We start from the raw sequence: 20,915 nt of genomic DNA, 5'->3' as shown, positions 1-20,915 counted from the left end.
ATGAGCTCGATGACGATCCTTGGCGGTCATGCCGCGCCCCTCGGGGCCACGTTCGACGGCGAAGGCGTCAATTTCGCCGTGTTCTCCGAACATGCCCGCCGGATCACGCTCTGTCTCTTTTCGTCCGACGGCCGGACCGAAACCCACCGCATCGACCTGCCGGAGCGCGATGGCGATGTCTGGCATGGCTATGTCCCCGGTCTGCGCCCCGGCCAGATGTACGGCCTGCGCGCCGATGGCCCCTATGCGCCCCACGAAGGCCACCGGTTCAACTACAACAAACTGCTTCTCGACCCCTATGCCAAGCGCCTGACCCGCCATCCTGAATGGCACGATGCGCTGATGGGCTACCGGGTCGGGCATGCCGATGTCGACCTGTCCTTCGACCGTCGCGACAGCGCACGCTACATGCCGCGCTGCGTGGTCGAGGACGTGCTTTTCGCCTGGGGCCGGGACAAGGCCCCGCGGCGTCCGACCTCGCAATCGGTGATCTACGAGGCCCATGTCAAAGGCATGACCCAGCTCCACCCCGATGTGCAGCACAAGGGCAAATTCCTCGGCCTCGCCTCCGACGCGATCCTCGATCACCTCGTGAAACTCGGCGTCACCGCGATCGAGCTTTTGCCCGTTCAGGCCTTTCTCAATGACCGTTTCCTCATCGAGAAGGGGCTGGTGAATTACTGGGGCTATCAGACGCTCGGGTTTTTCGCCCCCGATCCGCGCTACCTGTCGCATGACCAGATCGCCGAGTTCCAGCACATGGTCGCGCGGCTGCATTCGGCGGGGATCGAGGTCATCATGGACGTGGTCTATAACCACTCCTGCGAGGGCAACCAGCTCGGTCCGACGCTCTCCTTCCGCGGCCTCGACAACCGAAGCTACTACCGTCTCGCCGACGATCCGCGCTATTACATCAACGACACCGGCACCGGCAACACGCTCAACATCGACCACCCGATGGTTCTGCGTATGGTTTTGGATTCGCTCAGGTATTGGGCCCAAGAGATGCATGTCGACGGCTTCCGCTTCGATCTCTGCACCACCTTGGGCCGCACCCCCTCCGGCTTCGACCGGGGGGCCTCGTTCTTCGATGCGATCCGTCAGGACCCGGTTCTGACCCGGGTAAAGCTCATCGCCGAGCCTTGGGACATCGGTCCCGGCGGCTACCGGGTGGGGGGCTTTCCGCCGCCCTTTCTGGAGTGGAACGACAAGTTCCGCGATGGTGTCCGGCGCTTCTGGCGCGGCGATGCGGGTCACGTCGCTGTGCTCGCCGACCGCATCACTGGCTCGGCGCTCCAGTTCGATCACTCGGGCCGTCCCGCCACCACCTCGGTCAATTTCGTCACCGCGCACGACGGTTTCACGCTCATGGATGTGGTCAGCTACACCCAGAAGCACAACGAGGCCAATGGCGAGGGCAACCGCGACGGCCACAACGACAACGCCTCCGACAACATGGGCGTCGAGGGGCCGACCGAGGATGCGAAAATCCTTGCGGCCCGCGCCAAACGGCGGCGCAACCTGCTGGCCACGGTGATGTTCTCGCAAGGCACGCCGATGATCCTTGCGGGCGACGAGCTGGGCAACACGCAATGGGGCAACAACAACGCCTATTGTCAGGACAGCGAAATCGGCTGGATCGACTGGTCGGATTACGATGAGGATTTCCTCGATTTCGTGCGCCGCCTGATCGCCTTTCGCCGCGAACACCCGATCCTGCGGCAGAAACGCTTTCTGCACGCCCGCGAGCGCATCGTCGACGGTCTCGAAGACCTGTTCTGGTGGCGTGCCGACGGGCGTCCGATGCGCGACGAGGACTGGGGCGCGCCGGATCTCAAGACGCTCTGCGCCGAGATGCGCATCGCCTCGGGGACACCGATCTACGCCCAACGCGAAGAGGCGCTTTTCCTTGTGTTCAACCGCGGACCCGATGTCGAGGTCAAGCTGCCGGAAGCCCCCGAGGGGCGGCGCTGGCGGCTTTGGATCGACACCGGTCGGCCCGAGATCGACGGCAAGGTGATGACCTTGCCCACCGTATTTGCCGGATGTGAGACGACGCTGATGCTTGAGCTGGAGGCCTATAATGACTGACCTGAGGCTCGAACTGGCCTATGACCGCGGTATTTATGCCGAGTATTACGACCAGATGGGCGTCCATCACGTCACCACGGTCGAGACCGCCGTCGCCCTTCTGGCCGGCATGGGCATCGAGGCCGCCACCGAAGAGGCGGCGCGCGTGCATCTCGAAGAGGGCGACGGGGTTCTGCCTTGGGATGTGGTTTGCGAGGCGGGGGCCAAGCCCTTTGTCGACATTGGCGATGCGTCCTGGGAACTGATCCTCGAGACCGGCGAAGAGTCCCGCGGGCAGGGTGTGGGCGCGCTGCCCGAGCTGCCTTTGGGCATCCACCGCCTGATCGCCGAATTCCCCGACGGGCCGCAGCGCATCACGCTTCTGGCCGCCCCCGCAACCATTCCGCTGCCTGCGCGCGGCTGGGGCATGACCGTGCCGCTCTATGCGCTCTCCGATAAGGGCATCGGCTCTTACGGCGATCTCATGCCCGTGGTTCAAAGCCTCGGTGCGAAGGGCGCGGGCTTTGTCGGCATGAACCCGGTGCACGCCGGTTTCCCCACCGATCCCGGCCTGTTTTCGCCCTATACGCCGTCGCACCGCCGTCGTCTCAACGCGCTCTACCTTGCCACCGACACCGGGCGCGGCGGCAAGCTGATCGACTATGTCAAAGCCGGTCCGACCCGGCTCAAGAACCTGCGCAAGGTCTTCGACAAAACCACCCCCGCCCCGGCCTTTCTGGCCTATGTCGCCTCTGAGGGGCCGTCGCTCGAAACTTTCGCGCTGCATCAGGCGCTGTCGGAGATCCATGGCCCGTTCTGGTGCCATTGGCCCGCCGAATATCAGGACCCCGAAAGCGCAGCCTGCGTCGCGGCGCGCTCTGAACTCAAGGAAGAGATCCTGTTCTGGTCCTGGCTGCAATGGCAGGCCGAGGAGGCTCTGGGTGAGCTTCAGGCGGAGGCGAAAGCCTCTGGCATGGCGCATGGGATCTATCTCGATCTCGCCGTCGGGACCCATCCGCATGGCGCCGAAACATGGGAGGACCGGGAGGTCTTCGCCCTGGGCGCGTCTCTGGGCGCGCCGCCCGATGCGTTTTCCGCCGAGGGGCAGAACTGGGGCCTCGCGCCGTTCAATCCGATCACGCTCCGGGACCGTGCCTATGCGCCGCTCTCTGAAACCTTCGCCCGCCAGCTCCGGGTCTCCGGCATGCTCCGGATCGACCACATCCTCGGCTTCGAGCGCACCTTCTGGGTGCCGCAACACGCGCCCGGCTCCTATGTCGCCATGCCGCGCGACGCCATGCTGGCTGTCGCCCGGATCGAGGCGGCGCGGGCCGGAAATGGCGCGGGCGGGATCATCGTCGGTGAAGACCTCGGCAATATCCCGGACGGGCTGCGCGAGGCGCTGAGCGCGTCGGGCGTTTTGGGCTGCCGGGTGGCGATGTTCGAACGCTGGAACTGGGACGACCCGGAATTCAAGCCCGCCGAGGCCTACGACGAGGCGGCGGTGGCCTCTTTCTCGACCCACGACCTGCCGACCTGGCTCGGTTGGCGGCAAGGCGCCGAGATCACCGCGCGGCAGAAGGCGGGCGGTCTCGACGCCGCACAAGCCGCTGAAAACAAAGCCCATCGCATCCGCGAAGTGGCCGCCATCGACCGCGTGGTCGCGGGCACGGATCAAGACGATCTGCACGACTTTCTTGCACGCACGCCGTCGCGACTTGTCGCGGTGCAAGCCGAGGTGATTCTTGATATGGTGGAGCAGCAGAACCTGCCGGGCACCACCAGCGAATATCCCAACTGGCGCATTCGGCTGCCGGGTGGGGGAGAGGCCTTGGCCTCCCATGAGAAACTTGAGCGCGTGGCCGAGATCATGCGCCGGAACGACCGATGAAAGAGGAAGACTCCATGACCCGCACTGTGGTTGCCACGACCCCGATCGAAGGCCAGAAGCCCGGCACATCAGGCCTGCGCAAGAAAACCCCGGTTTTCATGCAGCCGCATTATTTGGAAAACTTCGTTCAGTCGATTTTCAACGCCACCGGCGGGGCCAATGGGAAAACCTATGTGCTGGGCGGCGACGGGCGCTATTTCAACGACCGCGCGGCTCAGGTGATCCTGCGCATGGCCGCCGCCAACGGGGCGAAAAAGGTCATCGTCGGCGTGAATGCCCTGCTGTCGACCCCAGCCGCCTCCAATCTCATCCGCAAACGCAAGACCGATGGCGGCATCATCATGTCCGCCTCGCACAATCCCGGCGGGCCGACCGAGGATTTCGGCGTCAAGTTCAACAGCGACAATGGCGGCCCGGCCAACGAAGGCATCACCGACCGGATTTATGCCGAGACCCAGAGCCTCAGCGAATATGTCATCTGTGAGAGCCACGATCTCAACCTCGCGGCCCCCGGCATGACGACGCTCTACGGCATGGAGATCGAAGTGGTCGATCCGGTTGCCGATTACCATCTGATGATGGAAGAGATCTTCGATTTCGAAGCGATCCGCACGCTTTTCGCCTCCGGTTTCACCCTGCGCTTCGACGCCATGCATGCCGTCACCGGCCCCTATGCCAAGGCGATCCTCGAAGGCTCGCTGGGGGCCCCCGAAGGTTCCGTCGTCAATGCCGTGCCCTCACCGGATTTCGGCGGCGGTCACCCCGACCCGAACCCGATCTGGGCCAAACCCCTGATGGATCTGATGTTCTCCGGCGACGCCCCGGATTTCGGCGCGGCCTCCGATGGCGACGGCGACCGCAATATGATCGTGGGCCGCAACGCCTATGTGACCCCCTCCGACAGCCTTGCCGTGCTGGCCGCCAACGCAACTTTGGTGCCGGGCTACAAGGGCGGGCTCAAGGGCGTGGCGCGCTCCATGCCGACCTCGCGGGCGCTCGACCGGGTCGCCGAGGCCTTCGGCATTGCCTGTTACGAGACGCCGACGGGTTGGAAATTCTTCGGCAACCTCCTGGATGCGGGCCGTGCGACGCTTTGCGGTGAGGAAAGTGCCGGCACCGGCTCCGATCACGTGCGCGAGAAAGACGGTCTCTGGGCCGTGCTGTTCTGGCTCAACGTGCTCGCCGTGCGCGGTCAGAGCGTGGCGGAGATCATGGCCGATCACTGGGCCAAATACGGTCGCAACTACTATTCCCGCCACGATTTCGAAGCGGTCGACAGCGATGCGGCTCACGGGCTGATGCAGGCGCTGCGCACCCGTCTGCCGAACCTGCCGGGCCGTGAGGTCGAGGGCATGACCATCGAGGCCGCCGACGAGTTCGCCTATGACGATCCGGTCGACGGGTCGCGCTCCGAAGGGCAGGGCATTCGCATCCTGTTCAAATGCGGTGGGCGCATCGTGTTCCGGCTCTCCGGCACCGGCACCGAGGGCGCGACGCTTCGGGTCTATCTCGAAAAAGTGGAAACCAACGCGGCAGCGCTTCAGGACAATCCGCAGAACGCGCTTTCGGGGATTGCGGCCGCTGCCGACAGCCTCGCGGAAATCCGGGCCCGCACAGGGCGGAATGCCCCGGATGTCATCACCTGAGACGGTTTGACCGAGATGAGAAAGGCCGGGGATTGCCCCGGCCTTTTTGCGTTCAGCCTTCGAGAAACGGGATGGGCAGGCCGAAAGCTCCGGCCAGAAGCACGAAATTGAGGCTCAGGACCGCAATCGCCCCCAAGATCGCCAGCAGGCGGATCAGCGGCGAGACGGCGAACACCCCCATGATGTCGCGGCGGGCGACGAACACGATCAGCGCGATCATCGGCACCGGCAGGGCGATGGAGAGGATCACCTGAGACACGACGAGCGCCTGCGTGGCGTTGATGCCCATGGCCACGACGACAAAGGCCGGAACCATGGTGATCAGGCGACGCAGCCAGATCGGGATACGGATGTGCAGAAAGCCCTGCATGATCATCTGCCCGGCCATGGTGCCGACGACGGAGGACGACACCCCCGAGGCGATGAGAGAGGTCAGAAAGATCGCCGCCGCCGCGCCGCCCAGAAGCGGCGTCAGCGTGTGATAGGCGGTCTCGATCTCGGAGACGTCGGAATGGCCTTGGTGAAAGGCGCTCGCCGCCATCATCACCATCGCCATATTGACCATCCCCGCCACCGCCAGCGCCAGCACCACCTCGGTGTTGGAAAAGCCCAAAAGCTTGCGCCGGTCATTGTCGTCGCGCGGGGCGGCGCGGGACTGGGTGAGGCCCGAGTGCAGGTAGATCGCATGCGGCATGACCGTCGCGCCGATGATCCCCACGGCAATGGTGAGCGCGGCATGATCGGGCAGGGCGGGGCTGACGAGGCCAAGCCCGGTGGCCTGCCAGTCAATCGGGGCGATCAGAATCTCGGCGAGGTAACACAGGCCGATCACCCCCACCATCGCGCCGATGATCAGCTCCATCGGGCGAAACCCGCGGCCCTCGAACAAGAGGATGCCATAGGTCACGATGGCGGTGATCGCCATGCCGACGATGAGCGGCAGGTTGAACAAAAGCGACAGGCCGATGGCACCGCCCAGGAATTCGGCGAGGTCGGTGGCCATGGCGGCGATCTCGCTCACGAACCACATCACCAGAACCACGGGTTTCGAAAAATTGTCCCGCGACAGCTCGGCAAGGTTCTTGCCGGTGACGATGCCCAGCCGGGCGGAGAGCGCCTGAAACAGCATGGCGATCAGGTTCGCCAAGAGCACGACCCACAAAAGCGTATAGCCGTACCCGGCCCCCGCCTGAATGTTCGTCGCATAATTGCCCGGGTCCATATAGGCCACGGAGGCGATGATCGCAGGGCCCGCGAACAACAGCCGTGCGCGCACCCCGTGGCGCTCGCCACGCAGAACGGCGGCAATGCCTGTACGGGTGTTTCCGGAAAGATCGAGCATGTGTGGTGGGTCCTGACTGGTCGCCAAAGGCGACTCGGATGGCTTGCTTGCGTCCAATTTATAGCCATTGCTATATTTCTTGCAAAACACAATTTTTTGTGCAGATGTATTTTCATGCCGCACACTGGTCCTTCGGGCCGGGTGTGACTATATCTTCGGCAAAGAGGAGGCGCGCATGACCGAGATCGACGGACAGGTTCCCGAACGCTTCGCCCGTGCGCGCGAGGCGCAATCGGTCGCGCTTCTGGAAGATTACGTGGAAATGATCGGCGATCTGATCACCGAGTTGGGTGAGGCACGCGTCGCCGACATCGCCGAACGCATGGGGGTCGCGCAACCCACGGCGACCAAGGCGATCTCACGCCTCAAACGCGAAGGTCTGGCCACGGCACGCCCCTATCGTGGCGTGTTCCTGACCGAGGAGGGGGCCGATCTGGCCGAGCGTGTGCGCGCCCGCCACCGCACGGTGGTCGAACTTCTGGTCGCGGTGGGCGTGCCCGAAGAGGTCGCCGAACTGGATGCCGAAGGGATCGAGCACCACGTCTCCGACGAGACCCTCGCCGCCTTCGAAGCCTTTCTCAAAAACACGTAAACCGGACGGCAAAGAAAAAGGCCGGGCAAAACGCCCGGCCTTTCGTTGTCCTGTGTCCCGATCCCGTCAGGCGGCTTTCTTCTTGCCGCCGAAGACCTTGCGCACGATCACAAAGAACAGGGGCACGAAGAGGATGCCGAAAACGGTCCCGGTGATGGTGCCGCCGAGCACGGCAGCCCCCACGGCCCGACGACCGCCCGCACCCGCACCCGAGGACAGCACCAGCGGCACAACGCCCAGGGAGAAGGCCATCGAGGTCATGATGATCGGGCGGAAGCGCTGCTTCGCCGCGGTCAGCACCGCCTCGAACATATCCTTGCCCGCATCCACCTGTTCACGCGCGAACTCGACGATCAGGATGGCGTTCTTGCCGGTCAGACCGATCACGGTCAAAAGGCCGACCTGAAAGAACACGCCGTTGTCGAAGCCGAAATGCCAGGCGGTGAACAGCGTTCCCAAAATCCCCACCGGCATGGCGAGCATGACGGAGAAGGGGATTGCCCAGCTCTCATAAAGCGCCGCGAGACAGAAGAAGATCGCGGCCAGCGACAGCATGTAGAGCATCGGTGCCTGCGAGCCGGAGTCCTTTTCCTCAAGCGACAGACCGGTCCAGGCCACCGAATAGCCGCCGGGGATCTGGCTGACGAGGTTTTCGATCTCCGCCATGGCCTCGCCGGTCGACACGCCCGGGGCGGGCGAGCCCTGGATCTGCATCGACGGCGTGCCGTTGTAGCGGGTCAGGCCCTGAGGACCATAGACCCATTGCTCGGAGGTGAAGTTCGAGAACGGCACCAGTTCGCCCGACGAGTTGCGCACCCGCCATTTCTGTAGGTCCTCCGGTGTGGCCCGGCTGTCGGCATCGCCTTGGACATAGACGCGCTTGGTGCGGCCATTGTCGTTGAAGTCGTTGACATAGGACCCGGCCATGGCGATCGACAGCGTGTCGCCGACGTCGCCCGGATCGATGCCCATGGCCCCGGCGGCGCGCCAGTCGATGTCGAGCTTGAACTGCGTCGCATCCTCAAGACCCGAAGGCCGCACGGAGGCAATGAGCGGGCTTTGTCCGGCCATGCCCAACAACATGTTGCGCGCTTCCAGAAGCTGTTCGTGGGTCTGACCGCCCTGCGCTTGCAGGTAGAAGTCGAACCCCGAGACGTTGCCAAGTTCGATCACCGCGGGCGGCACGATCGGGAAGGCCATGGCTTCCTGAATGCCCATGAAGGCGGGGAAAGCACGGCCCGCGATGGCCTGCACCGATTGCGCCGGGGAGGGGCGTTCCTCCCAGTCCTTCATCCGGATAAAGGCCAGACCGTTGTTCTGCCCCTGACCGGAGAAGGAGAAGCCCGCGATGCTGAACACCGCATCGACATTCTCGCTTTCGGCGGAGAGGAAATAGTCCTTGATCTGGGCGTTGGCCGCGAGCGTGTTCTCGGCGGTGGAGCCCGCAGGCCCCTGTACCAGCGCCATCATGATGCCCTGATCCTCGTCCGGCAGGAACCCGGTTGGGGTCTGCATGAACAGCCAGGCGATGCCCGCCCCCATGCCGCCATAGATGACGAGCATCCGCAACGGACGCCGCACCATATAGCCCACGGTCGAGCCATAGCCGCCGGAGAGCTTGTCGAAGGCCTTGTTGAACCAGCCGAACGGCCCGCGCTTGGCGTGATGCGCATCCTTGCCGCGCAGGATGGTGGCGCAGAGCGCCGGTGTCAGCGTCAGAGCGACCACCACGGAGAGGAGCATGGCCGAGACGATGGTGATCGAGAACTGGCGATAAATCACGCCCGTCGAGCCACCGAAGAAGGCCATCGGGATGAACACCGCCGAGAGCACGAGGGCGATGCCCACGAGCGCGCCGGTGATCTGGTCCATCGACTTGCGCGTGGCCTCGCGGGGGCTCAGCCCTTCCTCTTCCATGATCCGCTCGACGTTCTCCACCACCACGATGGCGTCATCGACCAGAAGACCGATGGCGAGCACCATGGCGAGCATGGTCAGCACGTTGATCGTGAACCCGAAGACCGCGAGGATTGCGAAAGTCCCAAGGATAACGACCGGCACCGCCAGCGTCGGAATGAGCGTCGCACGGATGTTTTGCAGGAACAGAAGCATCACGAAGAACACCAGAACGATGGCCTCCATCAGCGTTTTCTGCACCTCATGGATCGAGATTTCGATGAAGGGCGTGGTGTCATAGGGGATGACGTAATCCATGCCCTCGGGGAAGTATTGCGCATATTCGTCGATCATCGCACGCACCCGTTTCGAGGTGTCGAGCGCGTTGGCGCCGGGGGCGAGCTGGATCGCCATGCCCGAGGCGGGCTGGCCGTTGTATTGCGAGATCGTGGAGTAATTCTCCGCACCCACCTCGACCCGCGCCACATCGTCCAGAAGCACGAGGCCGCCGTCGGATTCCGAGCGCAGGATGATGTTGCGGAAATCGTCCGGGGTTTGCAGCAGAGATTGCGCAGAGATCGTGGCGGTGAAGGCCTGACCCTCGGGCGAGGGCAGCGAGCCGAAGGAGCCGGCAGAGATCTGCGCGTTATAGCCCGAGACGGCGGACACCACATCCGACGGGGTCATGTCGAAGGCCGCAAGTTTCGACGGGTCGAGCCAGATCCGCATGGCGTATTTCGCGCCGAACACCTGCGTGCCGCCCACGCCTTCGATCCGGCTGAACGCATCCACCATATTGGTGTTGAGATAGTCGGCAAGGTCGGCCTGATCCATGCTGCCGTCGCGGGAGATCACCCCCAGCACCATCAGGAAGCCGGCGGAGCTTTTCTGCACCGTCACACCCTGTTTCTGCACCGCATCGGGCAGAAGGGCAGTGGCCTGCGACAGTTTGTTCTGCACCTGCACCTGCGCGATGTCCGGGTCGGTGCCGGTCGCAAAGGTCAGCGTGATCGAGGCCGAGCCCGCCGAGGTCGACGAGGACGACATATAGCGCATGCCGTCGAGCCCGGTCATCTGCTGTTCGATGATCTGGGTCACGGTGTTGGCCACCGTTTCGGCGGAAGCGCCGGGGTAGGTGGTGCGGATCGACACCGAGGGCGGTGCGATCTGCGGATATTGCGCCACCGGGAGCGTGAAGATCGACAAAAGGCCGATCCCCATGATCAGGATGGAAATCACCCAGGCAAAGACCGGGCGGTCGATGAAAAAACGAGCCATATCAACAGGTCCTTATGCCGGTCATTCGCTGGGCTGGGCGTCTTGGGCAGCAGCGGGCGCGGCCGGAGCCTCGGCGCCCTGTTCCTGCGGCGTCACGGTGGCGCCTGCGGCGGTCTTCTGAAGACCCGCGACGATCACGCGTTCGCCCTCGGCCACGCCGCCGGTCACCACCCAGTTGTCGCCCTGATCGCTCACCACGTCGAGCACGCGGCTTTCCACCACGTTCTCGCCATTCACGACCAAAGCCATCGGACGTCCGCGCCGGTCGCGCGTCACCGCTTCCTGCGGCACAAGCACCGCGCCGGGCACCACGCCCTGCGGCATCTCGACCTGAACATACATGCCCGGCAGCAGGAAATGGTCCGGGTTCGGGAAAGAGAGCCGCAGCACGATCGTGCCGGTGTCTTCGTTCACGTAAGGCTCCGCAGCGGACAATTCGCCCTTGAACTCATAGGAACTGCCATCCGCGAGCGTCAGCGTCACGGTCTGGCCGAGCGTCTCGGCAAATTCCGACCCGCTGCCCATCCGTCGCCAGCGCAGCATCTCGGAGGCCGCCTGCGTCACGTCGACATAGACCGGATCGAGCGCCCGGATCGTGGTCAGCGCGGTCGATTGCCCGGAGGTCACAAGCGCCCCCTGGCTCACCGCGCTCAGCCCCACAGCCCCGGAAATCGGCGCCCGGATCTGGGTCCGTTCAAGGTCGATCTCCGCCGACAAAAGATTGGCCTCGGCCACTTTCACCGCCGCGAGCGCACTGTCGCGCTCGGCAATCGCGCTGTCGAGGTTCTGCTGCGCCACGACATTGCGGGTCTTCAGCTCCTGTTGACGCTCGTATTCGATTTCCGCCGATTTCAGCGCCGCTTTCGCCTGTGCAAGGCTCGCCTCGGCCACGGCCTTCACCGCTTCATAGGTCGCCGCGTCGATCTGATAAAGCGGATCGCCCTCGCTCACTGTGCTGCCTTCCTGAAACAGCCGCTTCTGGATGATGCCGCCGACCTGCGGACGGACCTCGGCCTCGGCAGAGGCGGCGACCCGGCCCGGCAGCGGGCTGCTGAGCGTCACATCGCCCGACGAGAGCGTGACCACGGTCACAGGTGTCGGCGGCGGGGCGTTCTGGGCCAGAACGGGCTGACCCGCCATCAGGGCGAGGGCGAGCAGAGCGGCGGTCCGGCGGGGCAGGACAGGGCGTGGGCTGGGCATGAAAGTCTCCGGCAAAACAGACCCCGGACCGTTTGCGATCGGGGCTCAAGGGGTTTTGAGGGGCGCGAATGCGCGGCGGTCAGGGCAGGTTCCGGCTGTGCGTAATCTGTGCATTGGAACTTCGCTTGAATTTTGATTAAAGAAACCCGATAGTTTTGTAAAGCGCGCGGGATGTGCGCATCTGAGCAGGGAGTTGTGGGCTGTCGCAGATGTCTAAATATGAGGCAGAGCCTGAGGGGGCCGCGTCGCAAGAGACCGGAGCGCGCAAGCGCGGGCGACCGGTGCAGATGGATTTCGAGGCGCGCGAAGAGGTGATCCTCGACGCCACCCATGCGCTCATGATGGAGCGCGGCTTCGATCAGGTCACCATGTCCGCCATCGCCCGGCGCGCGGGCATGTCGAAACGCACGCTTTACGCGCATTTCGACAGTCAGGAAGCGCTTCTGGGTCGCGTCATCGCGCGCGTCAGCGCCTCGATTTTCCAGCCCCTGCCGGAAGAGGATCAGGACAGGCCGTTTTCCGAGCGGCTCGATCTGCTTTTGACCTTCAACAAACCGCCCGGATCGGACCGGCACAAGTTGGAATTCCTGCGCACCATGGTGGCGCGGGCGCAGACCTATCCGGCGCTGGCGCGTGGGCTGGTGCATGAGGGGCGCGGGCGGTTGACCGGCTATGTGCGCGACGAAATCATGCGCGAAATCACGGCGGGGCGCCTGTCGCTTGCCCCGGATCAGGCGGCGCTGTCGGCCGATCTCATTGTCAGCATGGCGTTCGGCGATCCTCTTGTGCGCCTGCTCGATCCCGAGTTCGCCGAACCGACGCCCGAGATTTTGGCGGAGCGGCGCGCTCTGGCGGTCCGGCTTTTCCTGACGGGCTGTGCCGTAAAAATGGGCGATGACGCCTGAATTTGCAGGCCCGCCCCGGCTGCGGTTGCGCGTGCTCTCGAACCCTCCGGCTTTCGTCGCTAGGGTTTTGGGACGAGACAGCAACGGGACGAACGCATGCCGATCTATCGCACCACCCTCGGCGGAGAGGTGTTTGGCTTTTCCAACCTCGCGGGGGTCATGGCCAAGGCCACGCCCGCGCGCTCGGGCGATGCTCTGGCCGGGCTGATCGCGACAAGCGATGTCGAACGCGTCGCGGCGCAGATGGTTCTGGCCGATCTGCCTCTGAAAACCTTCCTCGAAGAGTTGCTGGTTCCTTATGAAGAAGACGAGGTCACCCGTCTGATCGTCGACACGCATGACGCGGCGGCTTTTGCGCCCGTCTCGCATATGACCGTCGGTCAGTTCCGCGACTGGCTCCTGTCCGACGCCGCCACCCCCGCCGCTTTGAAGGCGCTTGCTCCCGGTCTCATGCCGGAAATGGCCGCCGCCGTGTCGAAGATCATGCGCAACCGCGATCTCATTGCGGTCGCCCGCAAGATCACCGTGATCACGGCCTTCCGCTCCACTCTGGGGCTTGAGGGCCGCATCGGGTCGCGGCTTCAGCCCAACCACCCGCAGGACGATCTCAAGGGCATCGTCGCCTCCACCCTCGACGGCCTGTCCTATGCGGTGGGCGATGCGGTGATCGGGATCAACCCGGCGACCGACAATATCCCGACCGCCATGACGCTGATCTCCATGCTCGACGATCTGCGTGGCCGTTACGACATCCCGACGCAAAGCTGCGTTCTGACCCATGTCACCAACTCGATCGAGATCATCAATCGCGGTGCGCCTCTCGATCTGGTGTTCCAATCCGTCGCGGGCACCGAGGCGGCGAATGAGGGGTTTGGCGTCACCCTCTCGATCCTCAAGGAATCCCATGACGCCGCCCTCTCATTGAACCGCGGCACGGTCGGCCAAAACGTCATGTATTTCGAAACCGGGCAGGGCAGCGCACTCTCCGCGGACGCCCATCACGGCATCGACCAGCAAACCGTCGAGGCCCGCGCCTATGCCGTCTGCCGTGCCTTCGATCCGCTGATCGTCAACACGGTGGTGGGCTTTATCGGGCCGGAATATCTCTATGACGGCAAAGAGATCATCCGCGCCGGGCTTGAGGATGTGTTCTGCGGCAAACTCCTTGGCCTGCCGATGGGCTGTGACGTCTGTTACACCAACCATGCCGAGGCGGATCAAAACGACATGGACGTGCTGATGACGCTTCTCGCCAATGCCCGCGCGCAATTCCTGATCGGGGTGCCCGGCGCCGATGACATCATGCTGAATTACCAAAGCCTCTCCTTCCACGACATCGCCTATCTGCGCAATTCTCTGGGCCTCAAAGCCGCGCCGGAGTTCGAGGCCTGGCTCGAAGCCATGGGGCTTGTGTCCGAAACCGGCCATCTGCTGCAAAGCGATCTTGGCACGGCGCGGCTTTTGGAGGCGGCGCAATGAGCGATGTGGTGAACGACAAATGGGCCGCCCTGCGCGCCGCAACGCCCGCCCGCATCGGTTTGGGTCGTAACGGCGCGGGGCTTCCGACCGGGGCCAATCTTGAGTTCCAATTCGCCCATGCCCGCGCCCGCGATGCGGTGCATTCCGGCCTCGATGTGGGTGCCTTGGAAGCCGAGCTTGCGCCTTTCGAAGTGATCCGCGTCGCCTCCGCCGCCCCCGACCGCGCCAGCTACCTGCGCCGCCCGGACCTTGGCCGCAAACTTGGGGTAGGTGAGGCCGACATGCTCAATGCCCGTACCCCCTGCGACGTGGCTTTTGTCATCGCCGACGGCCTGTCCTCCGCCGCCGTGCAGTCCCATGCCGCCGCCGTGGTCCATGCCTCCGCTGCCAAGCTCGAAGGTCTGACCCTCGGCCCGGTCGTGGTCGCCACCCAGGCCCGCGTTGCCATCGGCGACGAGATCGGCGCGGCCCTCGGCGCGCGGCTTGTTGTGCTTTTGGTCGGCGAGCGCCCCGGCCTGACCGTGGCCGACAGCCTCGGCGCCTATCTGACCTATGGACCCAAACCGGGCCTCAAGGACAGCGCCCGCAACTGCCTGTCGAACATCCACGGCAAGGGCGGCATGTCCTATGATCAGGCCGCGATGAAAATCGCATGGCTCACCCGCGAGGCCCTCAAACGCGGCCTCACCGGCACCGGCCTCAAGGAAGAAAGCGGGTCGCTGGAACAAGATTACGCCCCGCACATAGGCGAGGCGTAATCTTTATATTTCAATGCAGTGAGAGGCGATCTTACATCGCCGCCGCAACCGTGGTCAGCGCGTTGTCGACAGCGGTCAGGATCTCGTCGATGTCGTTCTCTTTCGAGATCAGCGCCGGAGAGAAGCACAGCGTGTTGTTGAAGCCCGGCAGCGAACGCATGGTTGCGCCGATGATCACGCCTTGCTTGTCGCATTCGGCGACCACGGCCTGAACCAGCTTCTCGGCGAGCGGTTCTTTGGTCTCGCGATCCGCCACCAATTCCGCGCCGCAGAACAGACCAAGCCCGCGCGTGTTGCCGATCAACTCATGCTTGTCTTCAAGCGCCGCGAGCCCGTCCATCAACCGTTTGCCCATCACCTTGGTGTTGTCCAAGAGGCCCTCTTCCTCGATGATCGCCACGTTCTCAAGCGCCGCCGCCGGACCGCCGGTGCAGCCGCCAAAGGTGGAAATGTCGCGGAAGTGGTTGAGCGGGTCTTCGGGCTTGTCCTTGAACATGTCGAACACCCGGTCGGACGCCAGCATCACGGCAATCGCCGCATAGCCGGAGGCCACGCCCTTCGCGGTGGTCACGAAATCCGGCTCGATGCCGTAGTTCTGATAGCCGAACCACTCGCCTGTGCGCCCCATGCCGCACACGACTTCGTCGATATGCAACAGGATGTCGTATTTGCGGCAGATCTCCTGAATTTTCTCCCAGTAGCCTTTCGGCGGGGTGATCACACCACCGCCCGCCGTCACCGGCTCAAGACAGATCGCGCCCACCGTATCCGGCCCTTCGCGCAGGATCACCTCTTCGATGGCCTCTGCGGCGCGCTCGCCGTAATTCTCGACGTCCCACTGTTTGCGGTACTCAAGGCAATGCGGCACCATGACGAAATCCGGCACGAACGGCCCGTAATGCGTCGCGCGTTGTTGCTGGCCGCAGGCCGAGAGCGTGGCAATCGTCGTGCCGTGGTAATCGCGGTCGCGGTAGAGGATTTTCGACTTCTTGCCGCCATAGCGCTGCGCCGAAATCTGGCGCACCATTTTGAAAGCCTTTTCATTGGCTTCTGAGCCGGAGTTGCAGTAATACATCCGCGACAGACCGGGGGTTTTCGCGGTCAGAACCTCGGCGAATTTCGCCGCCGGAATGGACCCCGCGGAGCCCGCAAAATAGTTCATCTTGATCAACTGATCGCGCACCGCATTGGCGATGCGTTCGCGGCCGTAACCGACGTTCACCGTCCAGACGCCGCCGGATACGGCGTCGAGAAATTCGCGGCCGTTCTGGTCCCAAACCCGCATGCCCTTGCCTTCGACGATGATCCGGGGATCGCGCGTTTCCAAAAGCTGATGCTGGAACATGTGGTGCCAGACATGGGCGCGGTCGGCCTCGATGATGGCGGAAAGATCATTGTCGTGCATGGCGGGAGACTCCGTGTTTCTTGGCGCAAGTAAATCACCGCTTGCAGGCAGGGCCTATAGGGCCAGGGCTTTAGATTTATCGGGCCAGTCATTTTTTATATCAAATGGTCAAAATGTGAGCGCAAATTCTCTGGACTCATTGTTTTGAAATGCTGGTGTCTTTGCCGGGCCGGATTTTCGGGCAATGCAAGAGGCATGAGCCAGATCGCATCCCAATTCCCCGACCCGCAAGCCGTCATCGCGGCCTATCACACCCTCAACCTCGTGGGCGGTGTCCGTGTGCCGACCGCCGCCGGTCTCGACGTGCTGAACCCGGCCACCGGGGCGCTTTTGGGCAGGGCCGCCGCCTCCGGTCCGGCGGAAACCGACGCGGCCGTACAGGCGGCGAAAGCGGCGGGGGCAGCCTGGGCCGCCATCCCGGCCCGCGAGCGCGGCAAACGCGTCGCCGCCGCAGGGCGCGCGCTTTTGGAGAATTTCGAACTGGTGGCCCAGGTTCTGGCCCGCGAGACCGGCAAAGCGGTCCGCACCGAATGCCGGGGCGAGGTCAAAACCGCCGCCGATATTCTTGAATTCTATGGCGGATTGGGCTCGGAACTCAAAGGCGAAACCATCCCCTTCAGCCCGCGCATGTTGACCATGACCACCCGCGAACCGCTGGGCGTGGTCGCCGCCATCGTGCCGTGGAACGTGCCGCTGGTCCTCATGATGCTCAAAATCGCCCCCGCTTTGGTCGCGGGCAACACGGTCGTCGTCAAGGCCTCCGAGGACGCGCCTTTCGCCACCTATCTCGCCGCCGAGATCGTCATGGAGCATCTGCCCGCAGGCGTCCTGAACGTGATCAGTGGCGACGGTCCGAATTGCGGCGCAGCGCTCACCGCCCACCCGGATGTGGCGAAAATCACCTTCACCGGCTCCGAGGAAGTGGGCGAGATCGTCTACAAAGCCGGGGCCGAGCGCATCGTGCCCGTGTCTTTGGAACTCGGCGGCAAGTCCCCGATGATCGTCTGCGCCGACGCCAAACTGTCCAAAGCCGTCCCCGGTGCCATCGCCGGTATGCGCTTCACCCGTCAGGGCCAAAGCTGCACCGCGTCTTCGCGCATCTATGTCCACGAAAGCCTCTATGACGCCTTCCTCGACGCCCTTGTCGCCGACCTGAACGCGCTCAAAATCGGCGATCCATTGGACGAGGCCACCGACATCGGCACGATCATCAACGCCAAACAGGCGCGTGTGGTCTCCGATTACGTCGCCAAGGCCGAGGCCACCGCTGGCGCCAAAGTCGTCCGCTGCGGCCAGATGCCCGAGGATGCCGCGCTCTCGCCCGATCTCTTCGCCATGCCGACGCTTTTGCTCGACCTGCCCGAAGATCACCCCTGCCTGCGCGACGAAATCTTTGGCCCGGTGGTCGCGATCCAGAAATGGTCCGACTACGAGGACGTGATCGCGAAAGCCAACGACAGCCGCTATGGCCTTGCCGCCTCGGTCTGGACCGAAGACCTCTCCACGGCGCTGGACGCCACCTCGCGCCTCAACGCGGGCTATGTGCAGGTGAACCAGAATCTCACGATCCAGCCCAACGTCTCCTATGGCGGGTTCGGCCGCTCGGGTCTGGGTAAAGAGGCGTCACTGGAAGCCATGCTCGCGCATTTCACCCGCTCGAAGACGATTGTGATCGCGATGGACTGAGAGGGGCACATTGGGCGACATGAGCAGACAGCGTCGGAAGTCGGCTTTGAGCCCTTTCGGGACTCTACTGAATGTAAGGTTGGACCCAACTTGCAACAGCTTGTGTTGTGCAAGATATCTGAGGATATTGCGGTAAGGTTCGCGTAACTGGCGCTGAAGATGGTGTACCATCAGGGAGCGCGAGCTTTTCTGCCGCGCGTCTGGGTACCACTCTTTTGATGGAGAATTCCAATGCCCGAACTTAGTTCGCTGCTCGCTTTCGCCCTGATCGCTCTCGGCATGGTCCTGACGCCGGGGCCGAATATGGTCTATCTGATCTCCCGTTCAATCTGCCAAGGATGGGTGGCGGGCCTCATATCGCTCGGTGGCGTGGCGCTCGGTTTCGTCTTCTACATGATCTGCGCCGCGTTCGGGATCACCGCCCTCGTCCTCGCCGTGCCTTACGCGTATGACGCCATCCGCTTTGCGGGGGCCATCTATCTGCTATGGCTTGCCTGGCAGGCAGTCCGTCCCGGCGGCCGCTCGCCCTTCCAAGTCCGCGACTTGCCTGCAGACGGGCCACGCAAGCTATTTCTCATGGGGTTTCTCACCAATCTGCTGAACCCGAAGATCGCGGTCATGTACCTGTCGCTCTTGCCGCAGTTCCTCGATCCGGCCAACGGGAGTGTACTCGCGCAGTCTCTTGTCCTTGGAACGACTCAAATTGTCATAAGCGTTTCGGTGAATGCACTGATCGCCATTTCCGCTGGAAGCATCGCGATCTTTCTTGTGCGGCGGCCCTCCTTCGCGGTCGTCCAACGATGGGTCATGGGGACAGTTCTGGCGAGCCTGGCACTGAAGATGGCGACAGAAGCTCGGCGTTGAAATCATCGGCACCAGCCGAGCTTTGGCAACTGACGGGAAATGACCACGGTAGCTTTGTCCCGCAGAGCAGCCCATCCTCCTTCCCCTAGATCACAACTCCGCGTTTCAGGGGGGGGCGTCGATACCACGGCCTGCCGGGGCCGGCATCATGCCCGACAAAAGTCCGACGCAAGTCCGACACTTTGCCGACAGGGAAAATTCAGCTTTCGGGGCAGTTCCGTACCGTTTCGATCGCCGCTTTCAGCTCCGCAATCCCCGGCGCAATCTTCGCCAGATCGATTGCCCCGAAGCCGAGCCGGAGCCGGTTGCGCGGGGCATCCGCGCGCAGGTAATGCGGCGTGCCGTCCTCGACCAAAACTCCGCGCGCTTCGGCCTCCGCCTTGACCGCACCCGCGTCTGTGCCCTCGGGCAGGGCCAGCCAGACGCCGGAGCCGCCGGTGGTCATGGTCAGCTCGCAATCGGGCAATTGCCGGTCGATTTCTCTCAACATTTCCCGCCATTTATCGGCCATGCCCCGGCGGTGGCGGCGGATATGGGCGTCATAGTGCCCCTCAGAGAGGAACAGCGCCATGGCCCGTTGTGCCAGCGCCGAAGGGTGGCGATACATCAGTCGTCGGAGCGCCCGCATCTCGCGGATCACTGCCGGATCGGCGGCGACAAAGCCCAGCCGGATGCCGGGAAACAGCGGTTTGGTGAGCGATCCGATATGGATCACACGGCCCGTGCCATCGAGCGCCTTGAGCGTCGGATGCTGCGCGCCGACGAAGTTCAACTCATGTTCGTAATCGTCTTCGAGGATCAGGAAATCATGCTGTGAAGCCGCCTCCAAAAGCGCCAATCGCCGCTCCATCGGCATGGTGATATTCGTGGGGCTCTGGTGGCCGGGGGTCACATAGACGAGATCGGCGCCGGAAAGATTTTCCCCGGGTTTCAAACCGTTGCGATCCACGGGCGAGGGGATGACCTCGGCGCCTTGCGCCGCGAAGATGTTGCGCGCATCGACATAGCCGGGGTCTTCGACATGGATCACCCGACCGGGTCCGAGGAACAGGTTGGCGACCATCCAGATCGCGTTTTGTGCCCCCACCGTGATCAGCAACTCGTCGGCACCAGCGCGAAAGCCGCGCTGCGGCAGCACCCGCCGCGAGATTTGTTCGAGCAGAAGCGGATCGTCGCTGTCGAACAGATCGTCGGCCCATGTGCCGACATGCCGCGTGGTGCCCGCCCGGCGCAGACAATCGCGCCAGCGAGCCACCGAAATGTCGTCGCGCCCGACCTGACCGTAGATGAACGGGTAGGGAAAGCGTCGCCAGTCGGCGCGTTTGGCGATGTTGAGCTGTTCGGTGAAGCGGCGCGGCAGGAAACGCGAAAAATCGGCGCGCGTGCCTGCACCAATCTGCCGTCGTGGCGGTGCGACATTGAGTTTCTCGCGCACGAAATTCTCGTCGATGAAATACCCACGCCGGGGTTTTGCGGTGATGAACCCATCCTGATGCAGTCGCTCGTAGACGATGGAAATCGTGTTGCGCGAGACTTTCAGCGTCTTGGCGAATTCGCGTGACGAGGGCAGCGGATCGACCGGCGAAAGCGCACCGTCGAGGATCGCTTGAATGAGCCGTTCCTGAATTTGGTGCTGGAGCGAGGCGCTTTGATCGAAGGGCTGTTCGAAATAACGGTCGAGCATGTGGCCTCTCATGGATTTGTGCACGGTCCCGATCCTGCCTTGAGACGAGCAAAGCGGCGGGTCAAGCGCCACTCTATTGTGCAGCACGAAAGGCGGCAGGAGGAAAGCCCCTCTGGCACCATAATTTGCCAATTCTGGCTCTAAATTGCGCAAAAGCCCGCCCTTTAGGCTTTTGCATGAGCGGTTTCGGGCCTCGGTCCTGCCGCCGGATAACAATAA

General features: G+C 63.5%; 14 protein-coding genes and 1 riboswitch. Of the genes, 9 read left to right on the top strand and 5 right to left on the bottom strand.

The annotated features are described in order from the left end of the window. Genes glgX through V1471_RS07630 form a run of 3 tightly spaced genes read left to right on the top strand, consistent with a single transcriptional unit; the run spans position 1 to position 5,607 of the window. On the top strand, positions 1 to 2,091 hold the full coding sequence (glgX, locus tag V1471_RS07640) for a glycogen debranching protein GlgX (protein WP_434287751.1): 2,091 nt from the start codon (positions 1 to 3) through the stop codon (positions 2,089 to 2,091). Beyond that, positions 2,084 to 3,961 carry a 4-alpha-glucanotransferase gene (gene malQ, locus V1471_RS07635; RefSeq protein WP_434287750.1) on the top strand — a complete coding sequence of 626 codons (1,878 nt, stop codon included), beginning with the start codon at positions 2,084 to 2,086 and terminating at the stop codon, positions 3,959 to 3,961. Before glgX ends, malQ begins: the two co-directional genes overlap by 8 nt. Before the next feature lie 14 nt (positions 3,962 to 3,975). Further along, positions 3,976 to 5,607, top strand: coding sequence for an alpha-D-glucose phosphate-specific phosphoglucomutase (locus V1471_RS07630; RefSeq protein WP_434287749.1), 1,632 nt, complete (start codon positions 3,976 to 3,978; stop codon positions 5,605 to 5,607). 52 nt (positions 5,608 to 5,659) lie between these two features. Here the strand turns inward: V1471_RS07630 and V1471_RS07625 are convergent, their stop codons facing one another. Continuing rightward, on the bottom strand, positions 5,660 to 6,949 hold the full coding sequence (locus V1471_RS07625) for an Nramp family divalent metal transporter (protein ID WP_434287748.1): 1,290 nt from the start codon (positions 6,947 to 6,949) through the stop codon (positions 5,660 to 5,662). 175 nt (positions 6,950 to 7,124) lie between these two features. Between V1471_RS07625 and mntR the strand changes: the two genes are divergently transcribed. Beyond that, a complete protein-coding gene (gene mntR, locus V1471_RS07620; RefSeq protein ID WP_434287747.1) occupies positions 7,125 to 7,541 on the top strand; it encodes a manganese-binding transcriptional regulator MntR in 417 nt (138 codons plus the stop codon). A 66-nt stretch (positions 7,542 to 7,607) separates the two neighbouring features. Here the strand turns inward: mntR and V1471_RS07615 are convergent, their stop codons facing one another. Together V1471_RS07615 and V1471_RS07610 are read right to left on the bottom strand one after the other, a co-directional pair. After that, the gene (locus V1471_RS07615) at positions 7,608 to 10,715 is read right to left on the bottom strand and encodes an efflux RND transporter permease subunit (protein WP_434287746.1); all 3,108 of its coding nucleotides are present in this window, start codon (positions 10,713 to 10,715) and stop codon (positions 7,608 to 7,610) included. Between the two features lie 21 nt (positions 10,716 to 10,736). Then, positions 10,737 to 11,915, bottom strand: a complete 1,179-nt coding sequence (locus V1471_RS07610; RefSeq protein ID WP_434287745.1) for an efflux RND transporter periplasmic adaptor subunit — start codon at positions 11,913 to 11,915, stop codon at positions 10,737 to 10,739. Between the two features lie 209 nt (positions 11,916 to 12,124). Here V1471_RS07610 and V1471_RS07605 point away from each other — a divergent pair, with 209 nt between their 5' ends. The 3 genes from V1471_RS07605 (at position 12,125) to eutC (ending at position 15,057) form a co-directional block, all read left to right on the top strand. Beyond that, a complete protein-coding gene (locus tag V1471_RS07605) occupies positions 12,125 to 12,820 on the top strand; it encodes a TetR/AcrR family transcriptional regulator (RefSeq protein ID WP_434287744.1) in 696 nt (231 codons plus the stop codon). A gap of 96 nt (positions 12,821 to 12,916) precedes the next feature. Beyond that, the gene (locus V1471_RS07600) at positions 12,917 to 14,299 is read left to right on the top strand and encodes an ethanolamine ammonia-lyase subunit EutB (protein WP_434287743.1); all 1,383 of its coding nucleotides are present in this window, start codon (positions 12,917 to 12,919) and stop codon (positions 14,297 to 14,299) included. Then, positions 14,296 to 15,057 (top strand): ethanolamine ammonia-lyase subunit EutC, encoded by a 762-nt coding sequence (gene eutC / locus V1471_RS07595; RefSeq protein WP_434287742.1) that lies wholly within the window; start codon positions 14,296 to 14,298, stop codon positions 15,055 to 15,057. The genes V1471_RS07600 and eutC overlap by 4 nt, the downstream gene beginning before the upstream one ends. A gap of 31 nt (positions 15,058 to 15,088) precedes the next feature. On the opposite strand, the gene V1471_RS07590 is transcribed toward eutC, so the two are convergent. Then, complete coding sequence (locus tag V1471_RS07590) at positions 15,089 to 16,462, bottom strand: aspartate aminotransferase family protein (protein WP_434287741.1); 1,374 nt, start codon at positions 16,460 to 16,462, stop codon at positions 15,089 to 15,091. Between the two features lie 195 nt (positions 16,463 to 16,657). Here V1471_RS07590 and V1471_RS07585 point away from each other — a divergent pair, with 195 nt between their 5' ends. Further along, positions 16,658 to 18,148: an aldehyde dehydrogenase family protein gene (locus V1471_RS07585; protein ID WP_434287740.1), complete on the top strand. Its 1,491-nt coding sequence runs from the start codon at positions 16,658 to 16,660 to the stop codon at positions 18,146 to 18,148. Positions 18,149 to 18,281: 133 nt separating this feature from the next. Next, a riboswitch (ZMP/ZTP riboswitch) is annotated at positions 18,282 to 18,361 on the top strand. Positions 18,362 to 18,379: 18 nt separating this feature from the next. Continuing rightward, entirely contained in the window at positions 18,380 to 19,012 is a 633-nt protein-coding gene (locus V1471_RS07580) for a LysE family translocator (RefSeq protein ID WP_434287739.1), read from the top strand. 199 nt (positions 19,013 to 19,211) lie between these two features. On the opposite strand, the gene V1471_RS07575 is transcribed toward V1471_RS07580, so the two are convergent. After that, a complete protein-coding gene (locus tag V1471_RS07575) occupies positions 19,212 to 20,696 on the bottom strand; it encodes a PLP-dependent aminotransferase family protein (RefSeq protein WP_434287738.1) in 1,485 nt (494 codons plus the stop codon). Between the last annotated feature and the right edge of the window lie 219 nt (positions 20,697 to 20,915).

Source organism: Celeribacter sp. SCSIO 80788, from assembly GCF_051054295.1.
Classification (GTDB): Bacteria; Pseudomonadota; Alphaproteobacteria; order Rhodobacterales; family Rhodobacteraceae; genus Celeribacter.
The sequence above is the reverse complement of the archived record's forward strand: the minus strand, read 5'-3'. Positions and strand labels throughout refer to the sequence as shown.

Bases quoted from the DNA above. Each gene is read 5' to 3' on its own strand.
- V1471_RS07630 (WP_434287749.1), top strand. From the start codon at position 3,976: ATGACCCGCACTGTGGTTGCCACGACCCCGATCGAAGGCCAGAAGCCC.
- V1471_RS07600 (WP_434287743.1), top strand. From the start codon at position 12,917: ATGCCGATCTATCGCACCACCCTCGGCGGAGAGGTGTTTGGCTTTTCC.
- V1471_RS07610 (WP_434287745.1), bottom strand. From the start codon at position 11,915: ATGCCCAGCCCACGCCCTGTCCTGCCCCGCCGGACCGCCGCTCTGCTC.
- glgX (WP_434287751.1), top strand. From the start codon at position 1: ATGAGCTCGATGACGATCCTTGGCGGTCATGCCGCGCCCCTCGGGGCC.
- V1471_RS07625 (WP_434287748.1), bottom strand. From the start codon at position 6,949: ATGCTCGATCTTTCCGGAAACACCCGTACAGGCATTGCCGCCGTTCTG.
- eutC (WP_434287742.1), top strand. From the start codon at position 14,296: ATGAGCGATGTGGTGAACGACAAATGGGCCGCCCTGCGCGCCGCAACG.
- V1471_RS07590 (WP_434287741.1), bottom strand. From the start codon at position 16,462: ATGCACGACAATGATCTTTCCGCCATCATCGAGGCCGACCGCGCCCAT.
- V1471_RS07615 (WP_434287746.1), bottom strand. From the start codon at position 10,715: ATGGCTCGTTTTTTCATCGACCGCCCGGTCTTTGCCTGGGTGATTTCC.
- malQ (WP_434287750.1), top strand. From the start codon at position 2,084: ATGACTGACCTGAGGCTCGAACTGGCCTATGACCGCGGTATTTATGCC.
- V1471_RS07585 (WP_434287740.1), top strand. From the start codon at position 16,658: ATGAGCCAGATCGCATCCCAATTCCCCGACCCGCAAGCCGTCATCGCG.
- V1471_RS07580 (WP_434287739.1), top strand. From the start codon at position 18,380: ATGCCCGAACTTAGTTCGCTGCTCGCTTTCGCCCTGATCGCTCTCGGC.
- V1471_RS07605 (WP_434287744.1), top strand. From the start codon at position 12,125: ATGTCTAAATATGAGGCAGAGCCTGAGGGGGCCGCGTCGCAAGAGACC.
- mntR (WP_434287747.1), top strand. From the start codon at position 7,125: ATGACCGAGATCGACGGACAGGTTCCCGAACGCTTCGCCCGTGCGCGC.
- V1471_RS07575 (WP_434287738.1), bottom strand. From the start codon at position 20,696: ATGCTCGACCGTTATTTCGAACAGCCCTTCGATCAAAGCGCCTCGCTC.